The organism is Ruegeria sp. BHSA118, from assembly GCF_059613405.1.
The window spans coordinates 17,351-34,686 of sequence record NZ_JBXWSM010000013.1 but is presented as its reverse complement, the minus strand read 5'-3'; the positions used below and the strand labels follow the sequence as shown (position 1 = coordinate 34,686).

The window sequence follows — 17,336 nt, the reverse complement described above, 5'->3', positions numbered from 1 at the left end:
GCACGTCTGGACCTGGCCATGGCCTCGCCCTATCACTGAGGTCCAAGTACGCGTGACAGGGCGAGGCCATGAGCAACTTAATTTCCATATCCGAGCTGACAGAAGATGAGGCGCGTGCCGAGCTTGCACGTCTGGCCGAACTATTGTCGAACGCTAACACGCTGTATCACACGGCTGATGCGCCTGACATGTCGGATGCCGACTATGATGCGCTCAAAGGGCGCAATGCCGACATAGAAGCGCGCTTCCCTCACCTCAAGCGTCCCGACAGCCCGACGGATCAAGTGGGTGCAAAGCCTGCAGATGGTTTTTCGAAAGTCACGCACGCCGTGCGCATGATGTCGCTGGGCAACGCTTTCGATGATGGCGACGTGGCAGATTTCGACAGATCGATCCGAAAATACCTGGGCCTTGGGGCTGGTGAAAGCCTGGCCTACACCGCCGAACCCAAGATTGATGGCCTGTCGCTGTCATTGCGGTATGAAAACGGGCAGCTTGTTCAGGCTGCCACGCGAGGAGATGGTGAAGTTGGTGAAAATGTAACGGCCAATGCACGCACGGTATCCGATATCCCGCAGCACCTGAAAAACGCGCCAGAGGTTCTGGAAGTCAGGGGTGAGGTTTACATGTCGCACGCGGATTTCGAGGCGTTGAACACGCGGCAGGCAGAGCGCGGCGGCAAACCCTTTGCCAATCCAAGAAACGCGGCGGCGGGGTCTTTGCGACAACTGGATCCGGAAATCACGCGCTCGCGCCCGTTGCGTTTCTTTGCTTACGCCTGGGGGGAGGTTTCAGAGCCATTGTCCGACTCGCAGATGGGGGCGATCGAGCGTTTGAATTCACTTGGATTTTCGACGAATCCCCTGACCCGTCTGTGCAAAACGACGCAAGAGATGCTGGAGCATTACCAGGATATCGAAGCGCAACGTTCCACCTTGGGCTATGACATCGATGGGGTTGTCTACAAGGTGAATGATCTGTCGCTTCAGGCGCGTTTGGGGTTCCGCTCAACCACGCCGCGATGGGCGATTGCTCACAAGTTTCCGGCCGAACTGGCCTGGACGAGGTTGGAGGCGATCGACATTCAGGTCGGTCGTACAGGCGCGCTTAGCCCGGTCGCACGGTTGCATCCGGTAACGGTGGGCGGTGTTGTTGTGTCCAACGCCACATTGCACAACGAAGACTATATCGCGGGGCGCGATGCCAAGGGCGGCACGATCCGCGATGGCAAGGATATTCGTGTCGGTGATTGGGTTCAGGTATACCGCGCCGGGGATGTGATTCCGAAGCTGTCTGATGTTGATCTGTCCAAACGCCCGCGCAGCTCGCAGCCCTTTACCTTTCCGACGCGTTGTCCAGAATGTCAAAGTGAGGCGATCCGTGAAGAAGGTGATGCGGTCCGCCGCTGCACCGGTGGCTTGATTTGTCCCGCGCAGGCCGTTGAAAAACTGAAACATTTCGTCTCGCGCAAGGCGTTTGACATTGAAGGCCTTGGTGCAAAACAGATCGAGATGTTCTATGATGATCCAATGCTTCCGATAAAGACACCGGCGGATATCTTTACATTGGAGCAGCGTGACAGGGCCAATCTGGCACGGCTAAAAAACCGGGATGGGTGGGGGGAAACCTCGGCCAGAAACCTGTTTGCCGCGATCGACGAAAAGCGGTCCATTCCGTTTGCGCGCCTGTTGTTCGCTTTGGGCATTCGACATGTCGGCGAGGTCGGAGCGCGCGATCTGGCGCTGTTTTACCGCGATTGGGAGACCATGACGCAGGCTCTGGACACCGCCCGCCCTGCGGCTTTGGCGCAGCGGCAAGCGGATGAGGCCGAGGATGACGAACGGGCGGCCGCGCTGGCAGAAGGTCGCCGGGCACGTGTCAAGGAAGTGCGGGATGCGGCCATAACCGCGGCGCGTGTTCCGCCCGATGCCAATGCCGCCTGGGCTGAATTGATCGGAATTGACGGGATCGGCGCAACGCTGGGTCTGTCCTTGTCCGATGCGTTTTCGAACGTGGAAGAGAGGCGCGCGTTCGATACATTGCGCAAAGAACTGACAATCGTCGCACCTGATGCGCCCGCCTCAGACAGCCCGGTGGCTGGCAAGACGGTTGTGTTCACCGGTACTCTGGAAAAGATGACCCGCGCCGAGGCAAAAGCACGGGCCGAGGCGTTGGGTGCGAAGGTTTCCGGTTCCGTCAGCAAGAATACCGATATTCTGGTCGCTGGTCCCGGTGCAGGTTCGAAAGCCAGGAAAGCGGCAGAGCTGGGTATAAAAACCCTGGATGAGGATGGCTGGTTGCAGCTGATCGAAGGCGCATGAGCGGGAGGCCGGAGCAGCTGTTCCCGCTGTTTGCGGGGCTTGAAACACTCGAGGGCGTCGGCCCCAAGACCGCGCAGGTCCTGCAACAGGCCGGCATTGAAAGCCCACGTGACGTTCTTTTCGGCCTGCCTTATGCGGTCGTCGACCGACGTCGGCGAGAGACGATTCAGGGCGTCGATCTGCCCGCTACGTTGACGGTCGAAGTGACGGTCGGCCCCCATAGGCCGCCTCGAAAAAAGGGGGGCGCGTACCGGGTGCATGTCGAAGACAGCCAGGCCGATTTTCAGCTGGTTTTCTTCCACGCACGCGGGGACTATCTGAAGAAAGTGCTGCCTCAGGGCGCGCGCCGTGTGATCTCGGGCAAGCTGGAGCTGTTCGACGGCATGGCTCAGATGGTGCATCCGGATCATATGTTGCCGGTCGAGCAAGCCAGTGAAATTCCGGAATTCGAACCGGTATACCATCTGACACAGGGGCTGACCCAAAAGACGGCGTTCAAGGCCACCCGCAGCGCATTGGCGCGGGCGCCAGAGCTGGCGGAATGGATCGATCCTGCGCAGATGGCACAACAAAACTGGCCGGACTGGATCTCGGCAATTCGTGCTGGCCACAATCCTCAGGGGGCTGATGATGCCTCACCGTTTGCGCCCGCGCGTCAGCGTCTGGCCTATGACGAACTGTTCGCGCATCAGATGACGCTGGCTCTGGCGCGTCAGCGAGAGCGGAAATCCCGTGGTGTCGTCAGCATAGGGACAGGCGCGCTGCAATCCAAGGTTTTGGCCAGTCTTCCTTATCGTCCGACTGGCGCGCAAAGCCGCGCGATCGAGGAAATCGCGGCCGATATGGCATCGGATTCCCGCATGAACCGATTGTTGCAGGGTGATGTGGGGGCCGGCAAGACATTGGTGGCCTTCATGGCCCTTCTGATTGCAGTCGAGGCCAAAGGGCAGGGCGTGATGATGGCCCCGACCGAGATACTCGCGCGCCAGCACCTGGAAGGGTTGCGCCCGCTGGCGGAAGAGGCCGGAGTGGTGCTGGAGCTGCTCACCGGGCGTGACAAGGGCGCAGAGCGGCGCGCCAAGCTAGAGGCTTTGAAAAATGGCAATATCCAAATTCTGGTCGGCACCCATGCCGTGTTTCAGAGTGATGTTGAATTCAAAGCGCTGCGCTTGGCCATAGTTGATGAACAGCACCGGTTTGGCGTGCGCCAGAGGATGGAGCTGTCGGAAAAAGGGCAGGGCGCGGATGTTCTGGTGATGACCGCCACCCCGATTCCACGCAGTCTGGCGCTGGCGCAATATGGCGATATGGATGTCTCGGTGCTGGACGAAAAGCCGCCGGGGCGCAAACCGATCAAGACGGCGATTGTCAGTACGCAGCGCATGGACGAGGTCGTGTCGCATCTGCGTCGGGCGATTGATGAGGGGCGGCAATGTTATTGGGTCTGCCCCTTGGTCGATGAATCCGAGGTCTCAGACCTGACGGCTGCTGAAGAACGGTTCAAACGCTTGCGTGCCATATTGGGCGAAGGTGTGGTCGGGCTGGTTCACGGACAGATGCCGCCGTCTGAAAAAGACGCGGCAATGTCCGCATTCCAGAACGGGGACACCAAGGTTCTTGTGGCCACGACAGTCATTGAAGTGGGGGTCAATGTGCCCAATGCCACGATCATGGTCATCGAGCGGGCCGAAATCTTTGGTCTGGCACAACTGCATCAATTGCGCGGCCGCGTGGGCCGGGGTGATGCGGAATCGACGTGTTTGTTGATGTATCAGCCGCCGCTCAGCGAGGGGGGGCGCAAGAGGCTGGAGGTTCTGCGTGAAACCGAAGACGGGTTCCGTATTTCGGAAACGGATCTGGAAATGCGCGGTGCCGGGGATCTGATCGGAACTGCACAGTCCGGTCTGCCAAAGTTCCGCATTGCGGACCTGGAGCGCCAGGCCGGCTTGATGGCTGTGGCCCAATCCGATGCCCGGACATTGCTGAATGCGGATCCAAAGCTGACCTCGGACCGGGGGCGCGCGGCGCGCGTGCTTTTGTGGCTGATGAAGCAGGATCAGGCGATCCGTTTGATTTCAGTAGGTTAGGCAAAAAGTTCCAGAAAGTTCACAAATGTTCTCAAAAAGTTCTTTACCGACTCGGGTAAATATGAGAACAAAAGGTCAACAAAGGATTAAAACTCTGACCGGAGGTGACCCTATGCTGACCCAGATCAAGACCGTATTCAGCCGCTCGCAATCGACGATCCTACAGGATGCCGTGGGCGTGATGTCTCTGGTCGTGATCCTGATGGTCGCCCTGCACCTGCCGGTTGGCTTCTAAGCCTTTCTGCCTGCGATCTCGTGCCGAAAAAACCGCGCTGTCATCCCCATTTCAGTCAAGGGTGACCTGCCTGTCCCAAACCCCTTGAGGGGCCATGCCTCGGCCCCGTGCGGTATTCCGGACCCCACGCGAGACACGCAATGCCTGCCGCCGTCCTTTCGCCCGGAAGGTGCGGCGGCTTTTTTACAGCTGGCCGGTTTTGAAGATCTCAAGCAACGCGGACAGAACCGAATTGACCGCGACCGAGGCCAGGATCATCCCCATGACACGGCTGATGATCGCCGCTCCTGAATGGCCAATCAGGCGGATGATCGGTTCGGCGAGAAGCATGAGAACGAAGGCAACTACCAGTACCGACAGCATGACCAATGCGGTAATCCCCTGATCGGCTGCACTGTATCTATGGTTGTCTGTCAGGATCACCACTGCAAGCATCGCGCCGGGCGAGGCCAGAGACGGAACCGCAAGAGGAAAAATCGCGGGATTCTGCTTGTGATACTTATCTTCCTGATCCTCTTCGGCCTGACGCTGTTCTATGTCCTGTTTGCTTTCGCCAAAGATCATGGTCAGAGCGAACAGAAACAGGATGATGCCGCCTGCGACCTGAAATGAATTCAGTCCAATATCCAGCGCTTCGATCAGCAATTGCCCAAACACGAGAAAGAACAAAAGGACACCGGCGCTTATCAACGATGCCAACAAGGCTGTTTTGCGGCGCGCGGCGGCCTCTAACCCCGCAGTGACGGCAATGAAAACGGGAATGGTTCCAATCGGGTCAATCACGACCCAAAGAGTTACAAAATGCTCAAGTAGATTTTCCAAAACCCATCCCTCCTTAAATTTAAGCGGAAGGTAAACGGGATTACATCAAATAGCTATGGTCAGGCGCAATCTGCCTGTTCGGCCTGCGCCATGGCTTCGGCGGCGGCATCCAGCGCCAGCAGAATTGACGCGTGGCGGTTCTTGTAGTCCCGCGCCGGTATCAGGACCTCAAGGCCATCAAAGGGCGCATCCGGGGCGGGGCCATCCTTTTTCAACATGGCCGCAAGCTGATCGCGCGCCGCTTCGACCTGCGCGCGCGTGGCACCAATGATCGCGTCGCCAACCACCGAAGCAGAGGCCTGTCCCAGCGCGCAGGCTTTGACGTCCTGCCCGAAGGCGCTGACACGTCCATCCTGAACCTTCAGATCAACGGTCACGGTAGAGCCGCAAAGAGGCGAGCGTTTCTTGACCGTTGCATCCGGATTTTCCAACCTGTCCAGATGCGGGATGTCGGCCGCCAACGCCAGAATGCGTCCGGAATACAGCTTGATCAGGTCGTTCTCGCCGCTCATGGCTTTCCCTCGTCGTGTGTTCCTCATACATAGTGGCCAACCCAACGGATGCAAAAGGTTTTTGTCATGTCTCACCCCGTCGTGTTTGATCCATCGACTCTGAAATATAACGAGGCGGGACTGATTCCGGCAATTGCGCAGGAGGAGGTGTCGGGCGAAGTTCTGATGATGGCTTGGATGAACGCACAGGCCGTTGAAAAGACACTGGAAACGGGCAGGGTGACCTATTGGTCGCGCTCGCGTCAGTCTTTTTGGATCAAGGGCGAAACCTCGGGTCATGTGCAGGAACTGGTGGATTTCCGCATCGACTGTGACCGCGATTGTCTGTTGGTTCTGGTGCGTCAAACCGGTGCTGCCTGTCACACCAACCGCAGGACGTGCTTTTATACTGCGGTGCAGGACGGGGCCGAGACCGAGCTGATGGCCCCGATGGAGTAACCGAGCCAGATCAAAGCCCCACCATATGTCGGATGTCTGCCGGGCTGGCACCGTCGGCCCGGTATTTCGCGATTGCCCGCGCATCGTCGCGTTTCGCTAGCCGTTTGCCGGCGTCATCGCGGATCAGATCGTGGTGGTAATATGCAGGCGTCGGCAAATCCAACAGCACCTGAAGCAGCACATGTATGCGGGTGGCTTCGAACAGATCCCGACCGCGAACCACATAGGTGATCCCTTGGGCCGCGTCGTCAAGAACGACGGACAAATGATAGGACGTGCCCATGTCTCGGCGGGCCAGAACGATATCGCCGACACTGGTTTCCATCTCATCCGGGGTGAACGTGACTGTACCTGTTTCGCCATCGGGGCCGGCGCCCAGTTCCATGAATTGGAATCTGGCCGGATCGTGGATTGTTCGACAGGCCTTGGCAACATCCAGTCGCAAGACTTGGTCCTTTGGGTGAGGATTTTGGCTTAAGTCTATACCTATGTTAGCTTTTCGGCACGTTCCGGGATAGATAATTCCGTCTGGACCAAGCAATGGCGCGCCTTCCTGGGGGGCGCTTGCGGCGGCGGCAATATCTTTGCGATTGCACAGGCAGGGATACAGAAGACCCTTCATCCACAGCCGGTCCAATGCTCGATCATAGATACTCAGCCGGTCTGATTGACGCAGCACCGGTTCCGGCCATGTCAGCCCCAACCAAGTGAGGTCATCGTAGATCTGATCTACCCAATGCCGACGCGAGCGCGACCGATCGATATCTTCGATGCGCAACAAGAACTGGCCGTGTTCGGATCTGGCCATGTCGCTGGCGATCATCGCAGAATACGCGTGCCCAAGGTGAATCGGGCCAGTCGGGGATGGCGCGAAACGCGTTACAAAAGTCAAGCTTTTTCTAATACATACACGTCAGAGTTAAGGTTGATGCCGGGCAAGTGCGGCCCGTATTCGCGAAATAGCAAACGTGCGGCACCCATGTCGACCCAATCCGTCAGTCGGCAGGTGAATTTGTGATCTGCCAGCGCATGATCGTTCAGGGAAAACGCCAGCAACCCAGCTTTGGGCAAGGCGTGCATCAACTGGTCGAATGTCTGGGGCGGGGCCGCGCCCTGACCGATGACACCGATGGCCGTGACCACCGAATACGCGCCGCGCCTGAGCGGGGCCGGTTTGGTGATGTCAAACCCGGTCAGGGTTCGGTAAACGCCCTTGGCCTCTGCCTGTTCAAGCATTTTAGGGGTGGGATCGATGCCATCGATGACCTCAAATCCCGCCGCCCGCAAGGCGAGACCGGAAAGTCCCGTTCCGCAACCAAAATCCAGAATTGGCGTTTGGGGGTGAGGGTGGAATTGCCACAAAGCCGCGGCCACCCGTCCCGGGGTTGCGTATCCCTGTTCCGCGACCTCTTGTTCGTAGGTCGCGGCCCAGTTCTGATAATGCGTTTCAGTGTCTTCAGGCGTGTCAAGATTGTAGGTGCTGTCCAGGAACTTGTCGCTCATCCCGTCATGCTAAGCCGAGATCACGCCGCGCGTCCAGTCAGCATTGATCCAACCAGGTTTGCCATTCTGCCTTGGCACGATCGGTATAGGCTTTGTACCGGTCCTTGCGGCCCCGCCGCCCGCCTTTCAGGCCGTCCACGGGGCGGAACAGGCCGAAGTTTACATTCATCGGTTGAAACGTCTTGGCTTCGGCCCCGCCGGTTATGTGATGGATCAACGCACCCATTGCACTGTCTTTGGGCACATCGGGCAAATCACGCCCCAGTATTTCTGCGGCGGCCATGCGACCGGCAAGCAATCCCATCGCGGCACTTTCAACATAGCCTTCGACGCCCGTAATCTGGCCGGCAAAGCGGATGTTGGGCTTGGATTTCAAACGCATCTGTGCATCGAGCAGGGTAGGAGAGTTGATGAACGTGTTGCGGTGGATGCCGCCCAGCCGGGCAAAGCTGGCGTTTTCCAGACCGGGGATCATGCGGAACACGTCGGTCTGGGCGCCGTATTTCATCTTGGTCTGAAACCCCACGATGTTGAACAATGTGCCCAATGCGTTATCGCGCCGCAACTGAACCACGGCATGGGGTTTGACGTCAGGCGCATGAGGGTTTGTCAGCCCAACCGGTTTCATCGGACCATGGCGCAGGGTCTCGCGCCCGCGTTCGGCCATGACTTCAATGGGAAGGCAGCCATCAAAATAGCCTGCGGTCTCACCCTCGTGAAACACGGTTTTGTCCGCTGTCAGAAGGGCGTCGATGAAAGCCTCGTATTGATCACGATCCATCGGGCAGTTCAGGTAAGCCGTGCGTTCTTCCTCGGTCTCGCCTTTGTCATACCGGGACTGCATCCACGCTTTGCTCATGTCGATGCTGTCGGCATAGACAATGGGAGCGATTGCATCGAAAAACGCCAGCGCGTCCGATCCCGTCTCTGCCCGGATGGCTTCCCCCAATGCGGGTGAGGTCAACGGGCCGGTCGCAAATATCCAATGGCCGTCATCGGGCAGCGAGGTGACTTCTTGATCGGTGACGCTCACGCGTGGGTGGGTGCGGAGTTTTGCGGTGACCGTTTCGGCAAACGGGTCGCGATCCACGGCCAGAGCCCCCCCGGCAGGGAGTCTGTGCGCGTCGGCGGTTGTCATGATCAGCCCATTGGCGGCCCGCATTTCCCAATGCAGCAGACCGACGGCATTCTGTTCATCATCATCCGATCGGAATGAGTTTGAACACACCATTTCCGCCAGGTTTCCTGTCTGATGTGCGAAGGTGCCAACGGTGGGGCGCATTTCGTGAATGATCACGTCAACGCCCATTTCAGCGGCTTGCCAGGCCGCTTCGGACCCGGCCATTCCACCGCCGACGATATGCAAAATTTGTGTCATGTGCAGCCACATAGGGCACCGCACACACAGGCGCAACTGCCGTATTATATGTGACTGATCTGCTGGAGGGGTCTTGGGGTCGCCGCTGCGGGGATGTCAGCGCTGGTGAGAGAGACCAGCTGGAGGGACCTTCCGCCCACGGCGACCCAAAAGTGTGATGAGGCCTTAGCCTCGACCCAGCTTTGCCACAGAGTTGCCCTTTTGAAAAGTGCAAAAATGAAGACAGTGGCAAAAAATGTTCAAAACAATAGCGTCATTGGGTCCAATTCGGGGGGCGCTTTTCAATAAAGGCGGAAATGCCTTCTTCTGTATCGCGGTACAACATATTCTGCGCCATTGCGTCTCCGGTATAGGCATAAGCCTGGTCCAATGGCATTTGCAGCTGCTGATAGAACGCTTCCTTGCCGATCTTCACGGCCACGCCAAGCTTGGATGCGACCAGTTCCGCAAGCCCGTTGGCTTCTTGTTCCAGCATCGCTTCAGGAACGACGCGATTTACCAGCCCCAATTCGGCGGCGCGCTCTGCTGAAATGAATTCGCCGGTGGTCAGCATTTCAAATGCCTGCTTTCTGGGGATGTTGCGGCTGAGAGCCACCATCGGTGTGGAACAGAACAGACCGATATTGACCCCGTTGACACCAAACCGTGTTCCTTCCGCCGCCACCGCCATGTCGCAGGTTGCAACCAGCTGACACCCGGCGGCGGTCGCAATGCCATGGACTTGCGCGATAACGGGTTGCGGCAGGGACTGGATCGACATCATCATCCGGGCGCAACGGGTGAAGAGATCTTGAAAGAAGGCCTTGCCGCCATCTTCGGATTGGCGTCCGGCCGTCATCTGCTTCAGGTCATGCCCGGCGCAAAACGCCTTTCCTGCCCCCGACAGGACCACGGCCCGGATCGAGCTGTCGTCGCGCAGTGTATCAAGTTCGGCTTGCAGCGCAGCCAGCATCTCATCACTTAGTGCGTTCAGCCGGTCCGGGGCGTTCAGTGTCAGCCGTGCCACCGCGCCCGTGTCGTAACGTTCCAGAATTGCCATCTTGCCCTCCGTTCCCAAGTTGGGCCAACTCTAGGTCGGCAAGAGCAGGAGGGGAAGTATGGCTTTGGCAATGAACCGGGACGAACTGTCACAATACCTCAAACAGGTGTTCCCGCAGGTGCACAAGGATTTCGTCGTTGAAGATTTGACCGAAGACACGATCACCATGCGCCTGGTGGTTCAGGATCAACATCTGCGCCCCGGGGGTACGGTATCAGGCCCGTCGATGTTCGGGCTTGCCGATGTCAGTGTCTATGCAATGGTTCTTGCACGAAAAGGGCGCCAGTCACTGGCCGTCACCACCAACAGTTCTTTTGATTTCCTGCGCAAACCGGAAGGCGGCGCCGATATGATTGCGGCCTGTCGTTTGTTGAAACTGGGAAAAACACTGGCCGTTGGGGATGTGCTTTTATACTCGGAAGGCAGTGATCTTCCGGTTGCGCGGGCAACGATGACCTATTCCCTGCCGCCAGCGGGGTCCGCTGCCGCGAAATTCGGATAAAAAAGGCCGGGGACAGGCCCCGGCCCAGGAAGAGGTCCCAAAAATTGGGACTGGGGATCAGTCAGGGCTGCCAGAAAAAGCGGTTTGTTTCCCGGCCAGCCTGATGGCGGGTCAGCCCGACATCCTGAAGCAGACGGTCATCCAGATAGCTCAGATTGACGCGACTGCGGCGACGGCGTTCCCATTGAGTGACCGCCGCCGCAAACCGCACGGCCAGAGCAGCGAGCAGAGGCAGCCGTGGGCTGTCGTTCAGCAGCAGAAGGGCGGGGGTGTGCATTGTGCGTGTCATCTCGGAATTCCTTTCAAATTGTATTGACACAAAACAGTATTGCTTGGTACATAAGTTTGATACATTTGAAATTGTGTCAAAGGCAAAGGAAGAATTGTAATGGATACAATTTGGCCGGACGCTCTGCCAAAATCCAAGGGCCCGAAATACACATTGGTTGCTGACGCAATAAGAAAAGCTATTGGTGACAAGAAATTAGATGTTGGCGCCAAGCTTCCGCCGGTTCGTGAACTGGCGTATCGCCTGCAAATCACACCTGGTACAGTCGCACGTGCCTATACGATCCTGACCGACGAGGGCTTGCTTCACGCCGAGGTTGGGCGTGGTACATTTGTGGCCCCGCCGAAATCACCGATTCTGGATGATGTCTGGGCCAGGCAACTGCATCTGAGGGAAGACAAGTACAACGCCAATGTCAGCCTGTTCAGCCCGCGCTTGCCGGATGCGGGGCAGGTGGCGCTTATCCGGGAATGCCTGCAAAAGGTTTCGCAAGCTGATCCCGGGCTGTTTCTGAATTACCCCACGCGGGACGCGTACATACCCATGCGGCAATCAGTCGTGGAATGGTTGTCGGATTTGCCGCTGGGTCCGCTGACCCATGACGACATCGTCTTGACCCATGGCGGACAGAACGGATTGTGTCTGGTGTTTCAGACCATCCTGCGCGGACCCAAACCGATTGTGTTGGTTGAAGACCTCTCTTACGCCGGGTTCCGCCGGGCCGGAGAGTTGATGCGCGCCGAAGTCATTGGCGTCAAGATGGACAAATGGGGCATCGATCCGGCGTCAATGGAGCATGTTTTGCGGCAAACCAATGCTCAGGCCGTTTGCGTTTCGCCAGAAGTTCAGAACCCCACCGGCATCCACACGCCGCTTGAACGCAGGAAAGAGGTCGTGGACGTCGCCCGGCGCTTCGACCTTCAGATCGTGGAAGACGATTGCTATCGCATGGGGGAGGCGCGTGAACCCAGTTATCGCGCGCTCGCCCCCGAGCGGGGCTGGCACGTGTCGTCCATTTCAAAGATACTCACACCGGCTTTGCGCGTTGGCTTTGCCATTGCCCCAAAGGATCGCAACGTCGATCTGCGCCGATCCGCCGAATATGGGTATTTTGGCCTGGCTCAACCCCTGGCCGAACTGACCCGGTTGCTGCTGTCGGACCCGCGTACCCGCCAGATTGCACAGGATGTGCGCAAGCGGATGGGCGATTATGTTCGGATTACCGTCAATGCGCTGGGTGGGTTCGATCTGAACTGGGCACCGGATGTGCCTTTTGTCTGGCTGAACCTGCCATCGGGTTGGCGCTCTGCCGCGTTCAGCCGCGCGGCAGAGCGGGAAGGCATTCAACTCAGATCAGCGGATGAGTTCGCCCTGCGCGACGGGCGCGCCCCAAACGCAGTACGCATCGCAATGAATGGTCATGTTTCGTTGGAACGGTTCGAGGACGCAATGCTGAGGTTGCGCGCTTTGCTGGACAATCCGCCTGAACAGATCAGCGTTTAGCATTCAGGTCAGCGGGGGCGGGTCGCCAAAGAAACCGGCCAGATGGGCAATTTTTCCGTCCTCGTCCAATCGAATGAAATCATGCCCGGACACCATGATTGCGCCGTCGGGGGCCACCATATGCCACGTGAAGTGAACGACATCATGGTGCGAAACCGGACTGCTGGTTATTTCGACACGCCCATTCGAAGTCAAAAGGACTTCGCCGATATGTACACTCAACTGTTCTCGGCCTGAAACATCGGCTGTCGGATCCACGTACCGACCGTTTTCCGCAAAGCACCGGCTCAGAAATTCAAGCCGTTTATCGGCGGACTTTTCCTGCCAGGCCGCACCATAGTTTTCAATCGTGCGCATCAAATCCTTCATGCGACCCTCCGTGGTTGGGCATGATCAATTCCAACCGAGTGTATCAGAGTGTCGACATTGGGGCGATTTCCATGCTGAAATATGGGGTAAAATAATACCTATTTAACAAGTCGTTGTTTTAAAACATTTTAAATGACGTTTGGTCGCTTGACGTGGCGGTCATGGCTGTCTAGATACGCATCCATCGAATTCGGGCCGCCTCGCTTGGGGCGGTCTTTCACATCAAACAGGACTATCCTGCCATGAAAACCTTTTCTGCAACACCTGCAGACATCGACAAGAAATGGATCCTGATCGACGCCGAGGGCGTTGTTCTGGGCCGTCTCGCCTCGATCGTCGCCATGCGCCTGCGTGGCAAGCACAAAGCGTCGTTCACCCCGAACATGGACATGGGCGACAACGTCATCGTGATCAACGCTGACAAAATCCAGATGACCGGCAAGAAGCGCGAAGAAAACTTCTACTGGCACACTGGCCACCCGGGTGGCATCAAGTCGCGCACCAAGCAGCAGATCCTCGAGGGCGCACACCCCGAACGCGTCGTGACCCAAGCGGTCAAGCGCATGCTGCCGGGCAACCGCCTGTCGCGTCAGCAAATGACCAACCTGCGCGTTTACGCCGGTGCCGAGCACCCGCACGAGGCCCAGGCCCCCGAAGTTCTGGACGTCAAGTCCATGAACAAGAAAAACACCCGGAGCTAATGACCGATGGCTGATCAGATCAATACTCTCGAAGAGCTGAGCGCCGTCGCAGGCGTTGAAACCGTGGCCGAAGAAGTCATCGTGCGCGAACCCGTACGTGACGAGCTGGGCCGCTCCTATGCCACCGGCAAGCGTAAAGACGCTGTTGCCCGCGTTTGGATCAAGCCGGGTTCCGGCAAGGTTACCGTGAACGGCAAGGATCAGGACGTATACTTCGCACGTCCCGTTCTGCAGCTGATCCTGCGCCAGCCGTTCCAGGTTGCCGGTGTCGAAGGCGAGTTCGACGTTGTCGCCACCGTCAAAGGCGGTGGCCTGACCGGTCAGGCTGGTGCGGTCAAGCACGGCATCTCGAAGGCGCTGCAACTGTACGATCCCAACCTGCGTGGCGCTCTGAAAGCTGCTGGCTTCCTAACCCGCGACAGCCGCGTTGTGGAACGTAAGAAATTCGGTAAGCGCAAAGCCCGCCGTTCGTTCCAGTTCTCCAAGCGTTAATTTGCCGGGAACACCCAAAAGAAAGGGCTCGCACTTGCGAGCCCTTTTGCTTTGCGCTGGTCAGGGATTCATTCTTCGTAAACCAGCTTCCACGCGCCGTTCTCAACGACATTGACGAAAACCGTATCCGCCCCCTGATGATCATCGGGGCCATAGGTGATGTGGTTGCCGACCAGGTCATCCTGATAATCCAGTGACTCCATCGCTGCAATGAAACTGTCATGCGTCAGGTCAGGGCCTGCTGCCTCAAGCGCTTTGACCATCATTTCGGCAGCGGAATAGCCCAACATGGCAAATCCAACCGGATCTTCGCCGGTCGCGGCCTTGTATTCTTCGATAAATGCCGCGGGGGCAGGTTGATCCGCACGCGCCCAAAGATCCTGCCACGAGGCTGCGGCATAGAACCCGTCAGTCACCCCGCCGGGAACCTGTGCCACAACAGTCAGGAAACTGGCCGAAGTGCCGAGGAACTTCATGTCCGTCAAGCCCATTTTCTTGGCCGTGCCTACTACGGTGATCGCCTGGCGCACGCCAAGCGCCATGGTGACGATATCGCAGCCCTCTTCCTTGAGCTTGCTGAGCGACCCGACAAAATCCGTCTCATCCGGTTTATGGGTGGTTTCAGAACCAAAAGCGATCCCGGCCTCTTCGGCGCCGGCCTTGCTGCCTTCTAGAATTTCCTCACCAAAATCCGTTGGCAGATACATGGTGCAGACCGTCTTTGACCCAAACTCTCCGGCCAGATAATTCACACCGACACGCGCCTGATCATAGTATGTCGAGAACGAGGTGAACTTGTTCCGCATCGGCTCCTGCAACATCTGACGCGCGGCGGTCAGAGGTGCCACGTTGGGAATTCCCTTGGGATCCAACAGCTTGAACCCAGCCATGTTCATCGGCGTGCCAAGCGATTGCAGCATGGCGAATACCTTGTCGCGGTTCAGCAGCTTGTTATAGCCCTGCATGGCTCGCGGCATCTGATAGCCATTGTCTTCGACCACGTAACGAATTTTGCGCCCGTGTATGCCACCGGCTTCGTTCACCCGGTCGAATACCACGTTGGCACCTTTGGTCGCCGGGACACCCACGGCGGCAAAGATGCCGCTCAGGTCGTTGACGGACCCGATGACAATCTCATCATCCGTCACGCCCTGCGTCTGAGCCCAACCGATGCTTGCCGACGCGGTCAACGCCGTGGCGGCGGCCAGCCATTTGAATGACTTCTTCATCTTTCTCCTCCCGAAAACTCTTTGGCTAAGTGTACATGTCTTCAATCAGATGTCCGTGTTTCTTTTCGACCAGGCCGCGTTTGAGCTTCATCGTGGCGGTAAGCTCGTCATCCTCGGCGGTCAGCAGAACGTCGATCAGGCGAAAATCCTTGATCTGCTCGACCCGTGCGAATTCCTTGTTCACCGCGACCACTTCGGCGCCGATCAGTTCCTTGACTTCGGCCGCGGCGCAAAGCGAAGCAAAGTTCGAGAAAGGGATTTTCTGGTCCTGCGCATATTTTTCGACATTTTCCTGATCGATCATGATCAGCGCCGTGAGGTATTTGCGCCGATCGCCGATGATCACCGCGTCCGAGATGTAATGGCTGAACTTCAGCCGGCTTTCGATTTCAGCCGGGGTGATGTTCTTGCCGCCGGCGGTGATGATGATGTCTTTCAACCTGCCGGTGATGGTAACGTACCCGTCCTTGTCGATACGCCCCATATCGCCGGTGCGCAGCCAGCCATCGGCGGTAAAGCTTTCCGCCGTCTTTGCATTGTTGCGCCAATAGCCCTGAAAGATGTTCATGCCTTTGAGCTGAATTTCACCTTCATCTGAGATGCGGATGTCGCACCCCGGGACGACCTTGCCGATGGTTCCGATCTTGTTGCTTTCCGCAGTGTTGAGTGTGGCAAGGCCGGACGTTTCGGTCATGCCGAAGCCCTCGACGATCGGCACGCCGATGGCCCAGTACCATTTCAACAAATCCGCCGAGATAGGCGCAGCACCCGTGCCACCCCGGCGCAGTTTGTCCAAACCGAGCATCCGGCGTAAATTCTTCAGAACCAACTGATCCCAAAACCAGAACCGGGCCGCGATGGCGGCGGGAACGGGTTTTCCCGAACTCACATACTCGGCCCGCCGTACGCCGGCCTTCAGGGCAAGACCGTATGCCATTCGACCCAACGGCGTTGCATCCTGCGCCAGGAATTGCACCTGTGCATAGACCTTTTCCCAAACTCTCGGCACCGCCGTGAAGGTCGAAGGCGAGACCTCTTGCAGATTTGCAAAGACCGTCTCGGGGCTTTCCGCGAAATTCACGGTGCAGCGGGCGGCCAGCGGGAAATAGACAGATACGTCGCGTTCCAGGATATGGCAGAGCGGCAGAAAACACAGCTGTTCGTCACTGGCCAGCGTCGGCAATGACCAGGCACCGGCCTCAATACCGGCCAGGATGTTTTCATGACTTAACATCGCACCCTTGGGTTGGCCGGTGGTGCCGGATGTATAAACCAGCAATGCAGTATCCTGAGGTTTGGCCAATGCGATTTCGGCTTCGAACCGTCCCGGATCTTCCTGTTCGGCCCGCTGGCCCAAAGCGTAAAGATCGTCGATCATCATGCAGCGCGGATGGGTCAGATCATGCAAGCCTTCGTCTTCCAGAATAATCACCTTGATCAGATCCGGAACGTGGCTTTCGATTTCCAGAAACTTGTCCAGATGCTCTTCGTCCTCGACGATGAGGAACTTGCTGCCACTGTCGTTGATCAGATATTGCAGTTGATTGGCCGAATCCGTGGTGTAGACGCCAGAAGAAATGCCCCCGACGCACTGAATACCCATATCGAACCACATCCATTCCTTGCGGTCCTCGGACAGGATCGAAACAACGTCACCGCGTTCCAGGCCCAGCTTGCGCAGGGCAAGCCCGATCCACTTGGCGTGCTGCCAGTAGTCGGCCCAGGAATATGACTTCCAGATGCCCAAATCCTTCTCGCGATGGGCTGTTCGATCCTCCAGTTCCGCACAACGGTGTTGAAAAAGCATGCTGATGGTGGTGCATCCATCCACGCGCAACGGGCGTTGTCCGGGGATTGCATTCAGTTCAATGCCGTTGATCGTGACCTGCGAGGCGAGGGGCGTGGCATCCATCTTG

At 57.7% G+C, this 17,336-nt stretch carries 18 protein-coding genes; 8 read left to right on the top strand and 10 right to left on the bottom strand.

Annotated features, from left to right (window positions below):
• Window positions 1-68 precede the first annotated feature (68 nt).
• The 3 genes from ligA to AC2FNN_RS05990 all read left to right on the top strand — a co-directional run bounded on the left by ligA (window position 69) and on the right by AC2FNN_RS05990 (window position 4,643).
• Complete coding sequence (ligA, locus tag AC2FNN_RS06000) at window positions 69-2,321, top strand: NAD-dependent DNA ligase LigA (protein WP_496757275.1); 2,253 nt, start codon at window positions 69-71, stop codon at window positions 2,319-2,321.
• Entirely contained in the window at window positions 2,318-4,408 is a 2,091-nt protein-coding gene (gene recG / locus AC2FNN_RS05995; protein ID WP_496757274.1) for an ATP-dependent DNA helicase RecG, read from the top strand. The genes ligA and recG overlap by 4 nt, the downstream gene beginning before the upstream one ends.
• Before the next feature lie 112 nt (window positions 4,409-4,520).
• A complete protein-coding gene (locus tag AC2FNN_RS05990; protein WP_256367496.1) occupies window positions 4,521-4,643 on the top strand; it encodes a hypothetical protein in 123 nt (40 codons plus the stop codon).
• Window positions 4,644-4,826: 183 nt separating this feature from the next.
• On the opposite strand, the gene AC2FNN_RS05985 is transcribed toward AC2FNN_RS05990, so the two are convergent.
• Window positions 4,827-5,465 (bottom strand): MarC family protein, encoded by a 639-nt coding sequence (locus AC2FNN_RS05985; protein ID WP_496757273.1) that lies wholly within the window; start codon window positions 5,463-5,465, stop codon window positions 4,827-4,829.
• Between the two features lie 59 nt (window positions 5,466-5,524).
• Window positions 5,525-5,977, bottom strand: a complete 453-nt coding sequence (locus AC2FNN_RS05980) for an iron-sulfur cluster assembly scaffold protein (RefSeq protein WP_496757272.1) — start codon at window positions 5,975-5,977, stop codon at window positions 5,525-5,527.
• Between the two features lie 48 nt (window positions 5,978-6,025).
• Between AC2FNN_RS05980 and hisI the strand changes: the two genes are divergently transcribed.
• Window positions 6,026-6,415 carry a phosphoribosyl-AMP cyclohydrolase gene (gene hisI / locus AC2FNN_RS05975; protein ID WP_496757270.1) on the top strand — a complete coding sequence of 130 codons (390 nt, stop codon included), beginning with the start codon at window positions 6,026-6,028 and terminating at the stop codon, window positions 6,413-6,415.
• A gap of 10 nt (window positions 6,416-6,425) precedes the next feature.
• Here the strand turns inward: hisI and gluQRS are convergent, their stop codons facing one another.
• From gluQRS to AC2FNN_RS05955, 4 genes are all read right to left on the bottom strand, one after another.
• Entirely contained in the window at window positions 6,426-7,307 is an 882-nt protein-coding gene (gene gluQRS, locus AC2FNN_RS05970; protein WP_496757268.1) for a tRNA glutamyl-Q(34) synthetase GluQRS, read from the bottom strand.
• Window positions 7,304-7,918, bottom strand: coding sequence for a class I SAM-dependent DNA methyltransferase (locus tag AC2FNN_RS05965; protein WP_496757266.1), 615 nt, complete (start codon window positions 7,916-7,918; stop codon window positions 7,304-7,306). The genes gluQRS and AC2FNN_RS05965 overlap by 4 nt, the downstream gene beginning before the upstream one ends.
• Before the next feature lie 37 nt (window positions 7,919-7,955).
• Complete coding sequence (trmFO, locus tag AC2FNN_RS05960; protein WP_496757264.1) at window positions 7,956-9,296, bottom strand: methylenetetrahydrofolate--tRNA-(uracil(54)-C(5))-methyltransferase (FADH(2)-oxidizing) TrmFO; 1,341 nt, start codon at window positions 9,294-9,296, stop codon at window positions 7,956-7,958.
• Window positions 9,297-9,549: 253 nt separating this feature from the next.
• A complete protein-coding gene (locus tag AC2FNN_RS05955; protein ID WP_496757263.1) occupies window positions 9,550-10,335 on the bottom strand; it encodes an enoyl-CoA hydratase in 786 nt (261 codons plus the stop codon).
• 58 nt (window positions 10,336-10,393) lie between these two features.
• On the opposite strand from AC2FNN_RS05955, the gene AC2FNN_RS05950 reads away from it, so the two are divergent.
• A complete protein-coding gene (locus tag AC2FNN_RS05950; protein WP_496757261.1) occupies window positions 10,394-10,837 on the top strand; it encodes a PaaI family thioesterase in 444 nt (147 codons plus the stop codon).
• A gap of 61 nt (window positions 10,838-10,898) precedes the next feature.
• Here the strand turns inward: AC2FNN_RS05950 and AC2FNN_RS05945 are convergent, their stop codons facing one another.
• Entirely contained in the window at window positions 10,899-11,126 is a 228-nt protein-coding gene (locus AC2FNN_RS05945) for a DUF1127 domain-containing protein (RefSeq protein ID WP_171204742.1), read from the bottom strand.
• Window positions 11,127-11,225: 99 nt separating this feature from the next.
• On the opposite strand from AC2FNN_RS05945, the gene AC2FNN_RS05940 reads away from it, so the two are divergent.
• Window positions 11,226-12,629, top strand: a complete 1,404-nt coding sequence (locus AC2FNN_RS05940) for an aminotransferase-like domain-containing protein (protein ID WP_496757260.1) — start codon at window positions 11,226-11,228, stop codon at window positions 12,627-12,629.
• Between the two features lie 3 nt (window positions 12,630-12,632).
• Here AC2FNN_RS05940 and AC2FNN_RS05935 read toward each other — a convergent pair whose 3' ends face one another.
• Window positions 12,633-12,998 carry a nuclear transport factor 2 family protein gene (locus AC2FNN_RS05935; protein WP_496757258.1) on the bottom strand — a complete coding sequence of 122 codons (366 nt, stop codon included), beginning with the start codon at window positions 12,996-12,998 and terminating at the stop codon, window positions 12,633-12,635.
• 242 nt (window positions 12,999-13,240) lie between these two features.
• Here AC2FNN_RS05935 and rplM point away from each other — a divergent pair, with 242 nt between their 5' ends.
• Both rplM and rpsI read left to right on the top strand, forming a co-directional pair.
• Window positions 13,241-13,699: a 50S ribosomal protein L13 gene (rplM, locus tag AC2FNN_RS05930; protein ID WP_170324880.1), complete on the top strand. Its 459-nt coding sequence runs from the start codon at window positions 13,241-13,243 to the stop codon at window positions 13,697-13,699.
• A 6-nt stretch (window positions 13,700-13,705) separates the two neighbouring features.
• Window positions 13,706-14,191 carry a 30S ribosomal protein S9 gene (gene rpsI / locus AC2FNN_RS05925; protein ID WP_152457951.1) on the top strand — a complete coding sequence of 162 codons (486 nt, stop codon included), beginning with the start codon at window positions 13,706-13,708 and terminating at the stop codon, window positions 14,189-14,191.
• A 68-nt stretch (window positions 14,192-14,259) separates the two neighbouring features.
• On the opposite strand, the gene AC2FNN_RS05920 is transcribed toward rpsI, so the two are convergent.
• On the bottom strand, window positions 14,260-15,420 hold the full coding sequence (locus AC2FNN_RS05920) for an ABC transporter substrate-binding protein (RefSeq protein ID WP_496757255.1): 1,161 nt from the start codon (window positions 15,418-15,420) through the stop codon (window positions 14,260-14,262).
• A 25-nt stretch (window positions 15,421-15,445) separates the two neighbouring features.
• A complete protein-coding gene (locus tag AC2FNN_RS05915) occupies window positions 15,446-17,332 on the bottom strand; it encodes an AMP-dependent synthetase/ligase (protein ID WP_496757253.1) in 1,887 nt (628 codons plus the stop codon).
• Window positions 17,333-17,336: the final 4 nt, after the last annotated feature.

Bases quoted from the DNA above. Each gene is read 5' to 3' on its own strand.
- ligA (WP_496757275.1), top strand. From the start codon at position 69: ATGAGCAACTTAATTTCCATATCCGAGCTGACAGAAGATGAGGCGCGT.
- recG (WP_496757274.1), top strand. From the start codon at position 2,318: ATGAGCGGGAGGCCGGAGCAGCTGTTCCCGCTGTTTGCGGGGCTTGAA.
- AC2FNN_RS05990 (WP_256367496.1), top strand. From the start codon at position 4,521: ATGCTGACCCAGATCAAGACCGTATTCAGCCGCTCGCAATCGACGATC.
- AC2FNN_RS05980 (WP_496757272.1), bottom strand. From the start codon at position 5,977: ATGAGCGGCGAGAACGACCTGATCAAGCTGTATTCCGGACGCATTCTG.
- hisI (WP_496757270.1), top strand. From the start codon at position 6,026: ATGCAAAAGGTTTTTGTCATGTCTCACCCCGTCGTGTTTGATCCATCG.
- AC2FNN_RS05965 (WP_496757266.1), bottom strand. From the start codon at position 7,918: ATGAGCGACAAGTTCCTGGACAGCACCTACAATCTTGACACGCCTGAA.
- trmFO (WP_496757264.1), bottom strand. From the start codon at position 9,296: ATGACACAAATTTTGCATATCGTCGGCGGTGGAATGGCCGGGTCCGAA.
- AC2FNN_RS05955 (WP_496757263.1), bottom strand. From the start codon at position 10,335: ATGGCAATTCTGGAACGTTACGACACGGGCGCGGTGGCACGGCTGACA.
- AC2FNN_RS05950 (WP_496757261.1), top strand. From the start codon at position 10,394: ATGGCTTTGGCAATGAACCGGGACGAACTGTCACAATACCTCAAACAG.
- AC2FNN_RS05945 (WP_171204742.1), bottom strand. From the start codon at position 11,126: ATGACACGCACAATGCACACCCCCGCCCTTCTGCTGCTGAACGACAGC.
- AC2FNN_RS05940 (WP_496757260.1), top strand. From the start codon at position 11,226: ATGGATACAATTTGGCCGGACGCTCTGCCAAAATCCAAGGGCCCGAAA.
- AC2FNN_RS05935 (WP_496757258.1), bottom strand. From the start codon at position 12,998: ATGAAGGATTTGATGCGCACGATTGAAAACTATGGTGCGGCCTGGCAG.
- rplM (WP_170324880.1), top strand. From the start codon at position 13,241: ATGAAAACCTTTTCTGCAACACCTGCAGACATCGACAAGAAATGGATC.
- rpsI (WP_152457951.1), top strand. From the start codon at position 13,706: ATGGCTGATCAGATCAATACTCTCGAAGAGCTGAGCGCCGTCGCAGGC.
- AC2FNN_RS05920 (WP_496757255.1), bottom strand. From the start codon at position 15,420: ATGAAGAAGTCATTCAAATGGCTGGCCGCCGCCACGGCGTTGACCGCG.
- AC2FNN_RS05915 (WP_496757253.1), bottom strand. From the start codon at position 17,332: ATGGATGCCACGCCCCTCGCCTCGCAGGTCACGATCAACGGCATTGAA.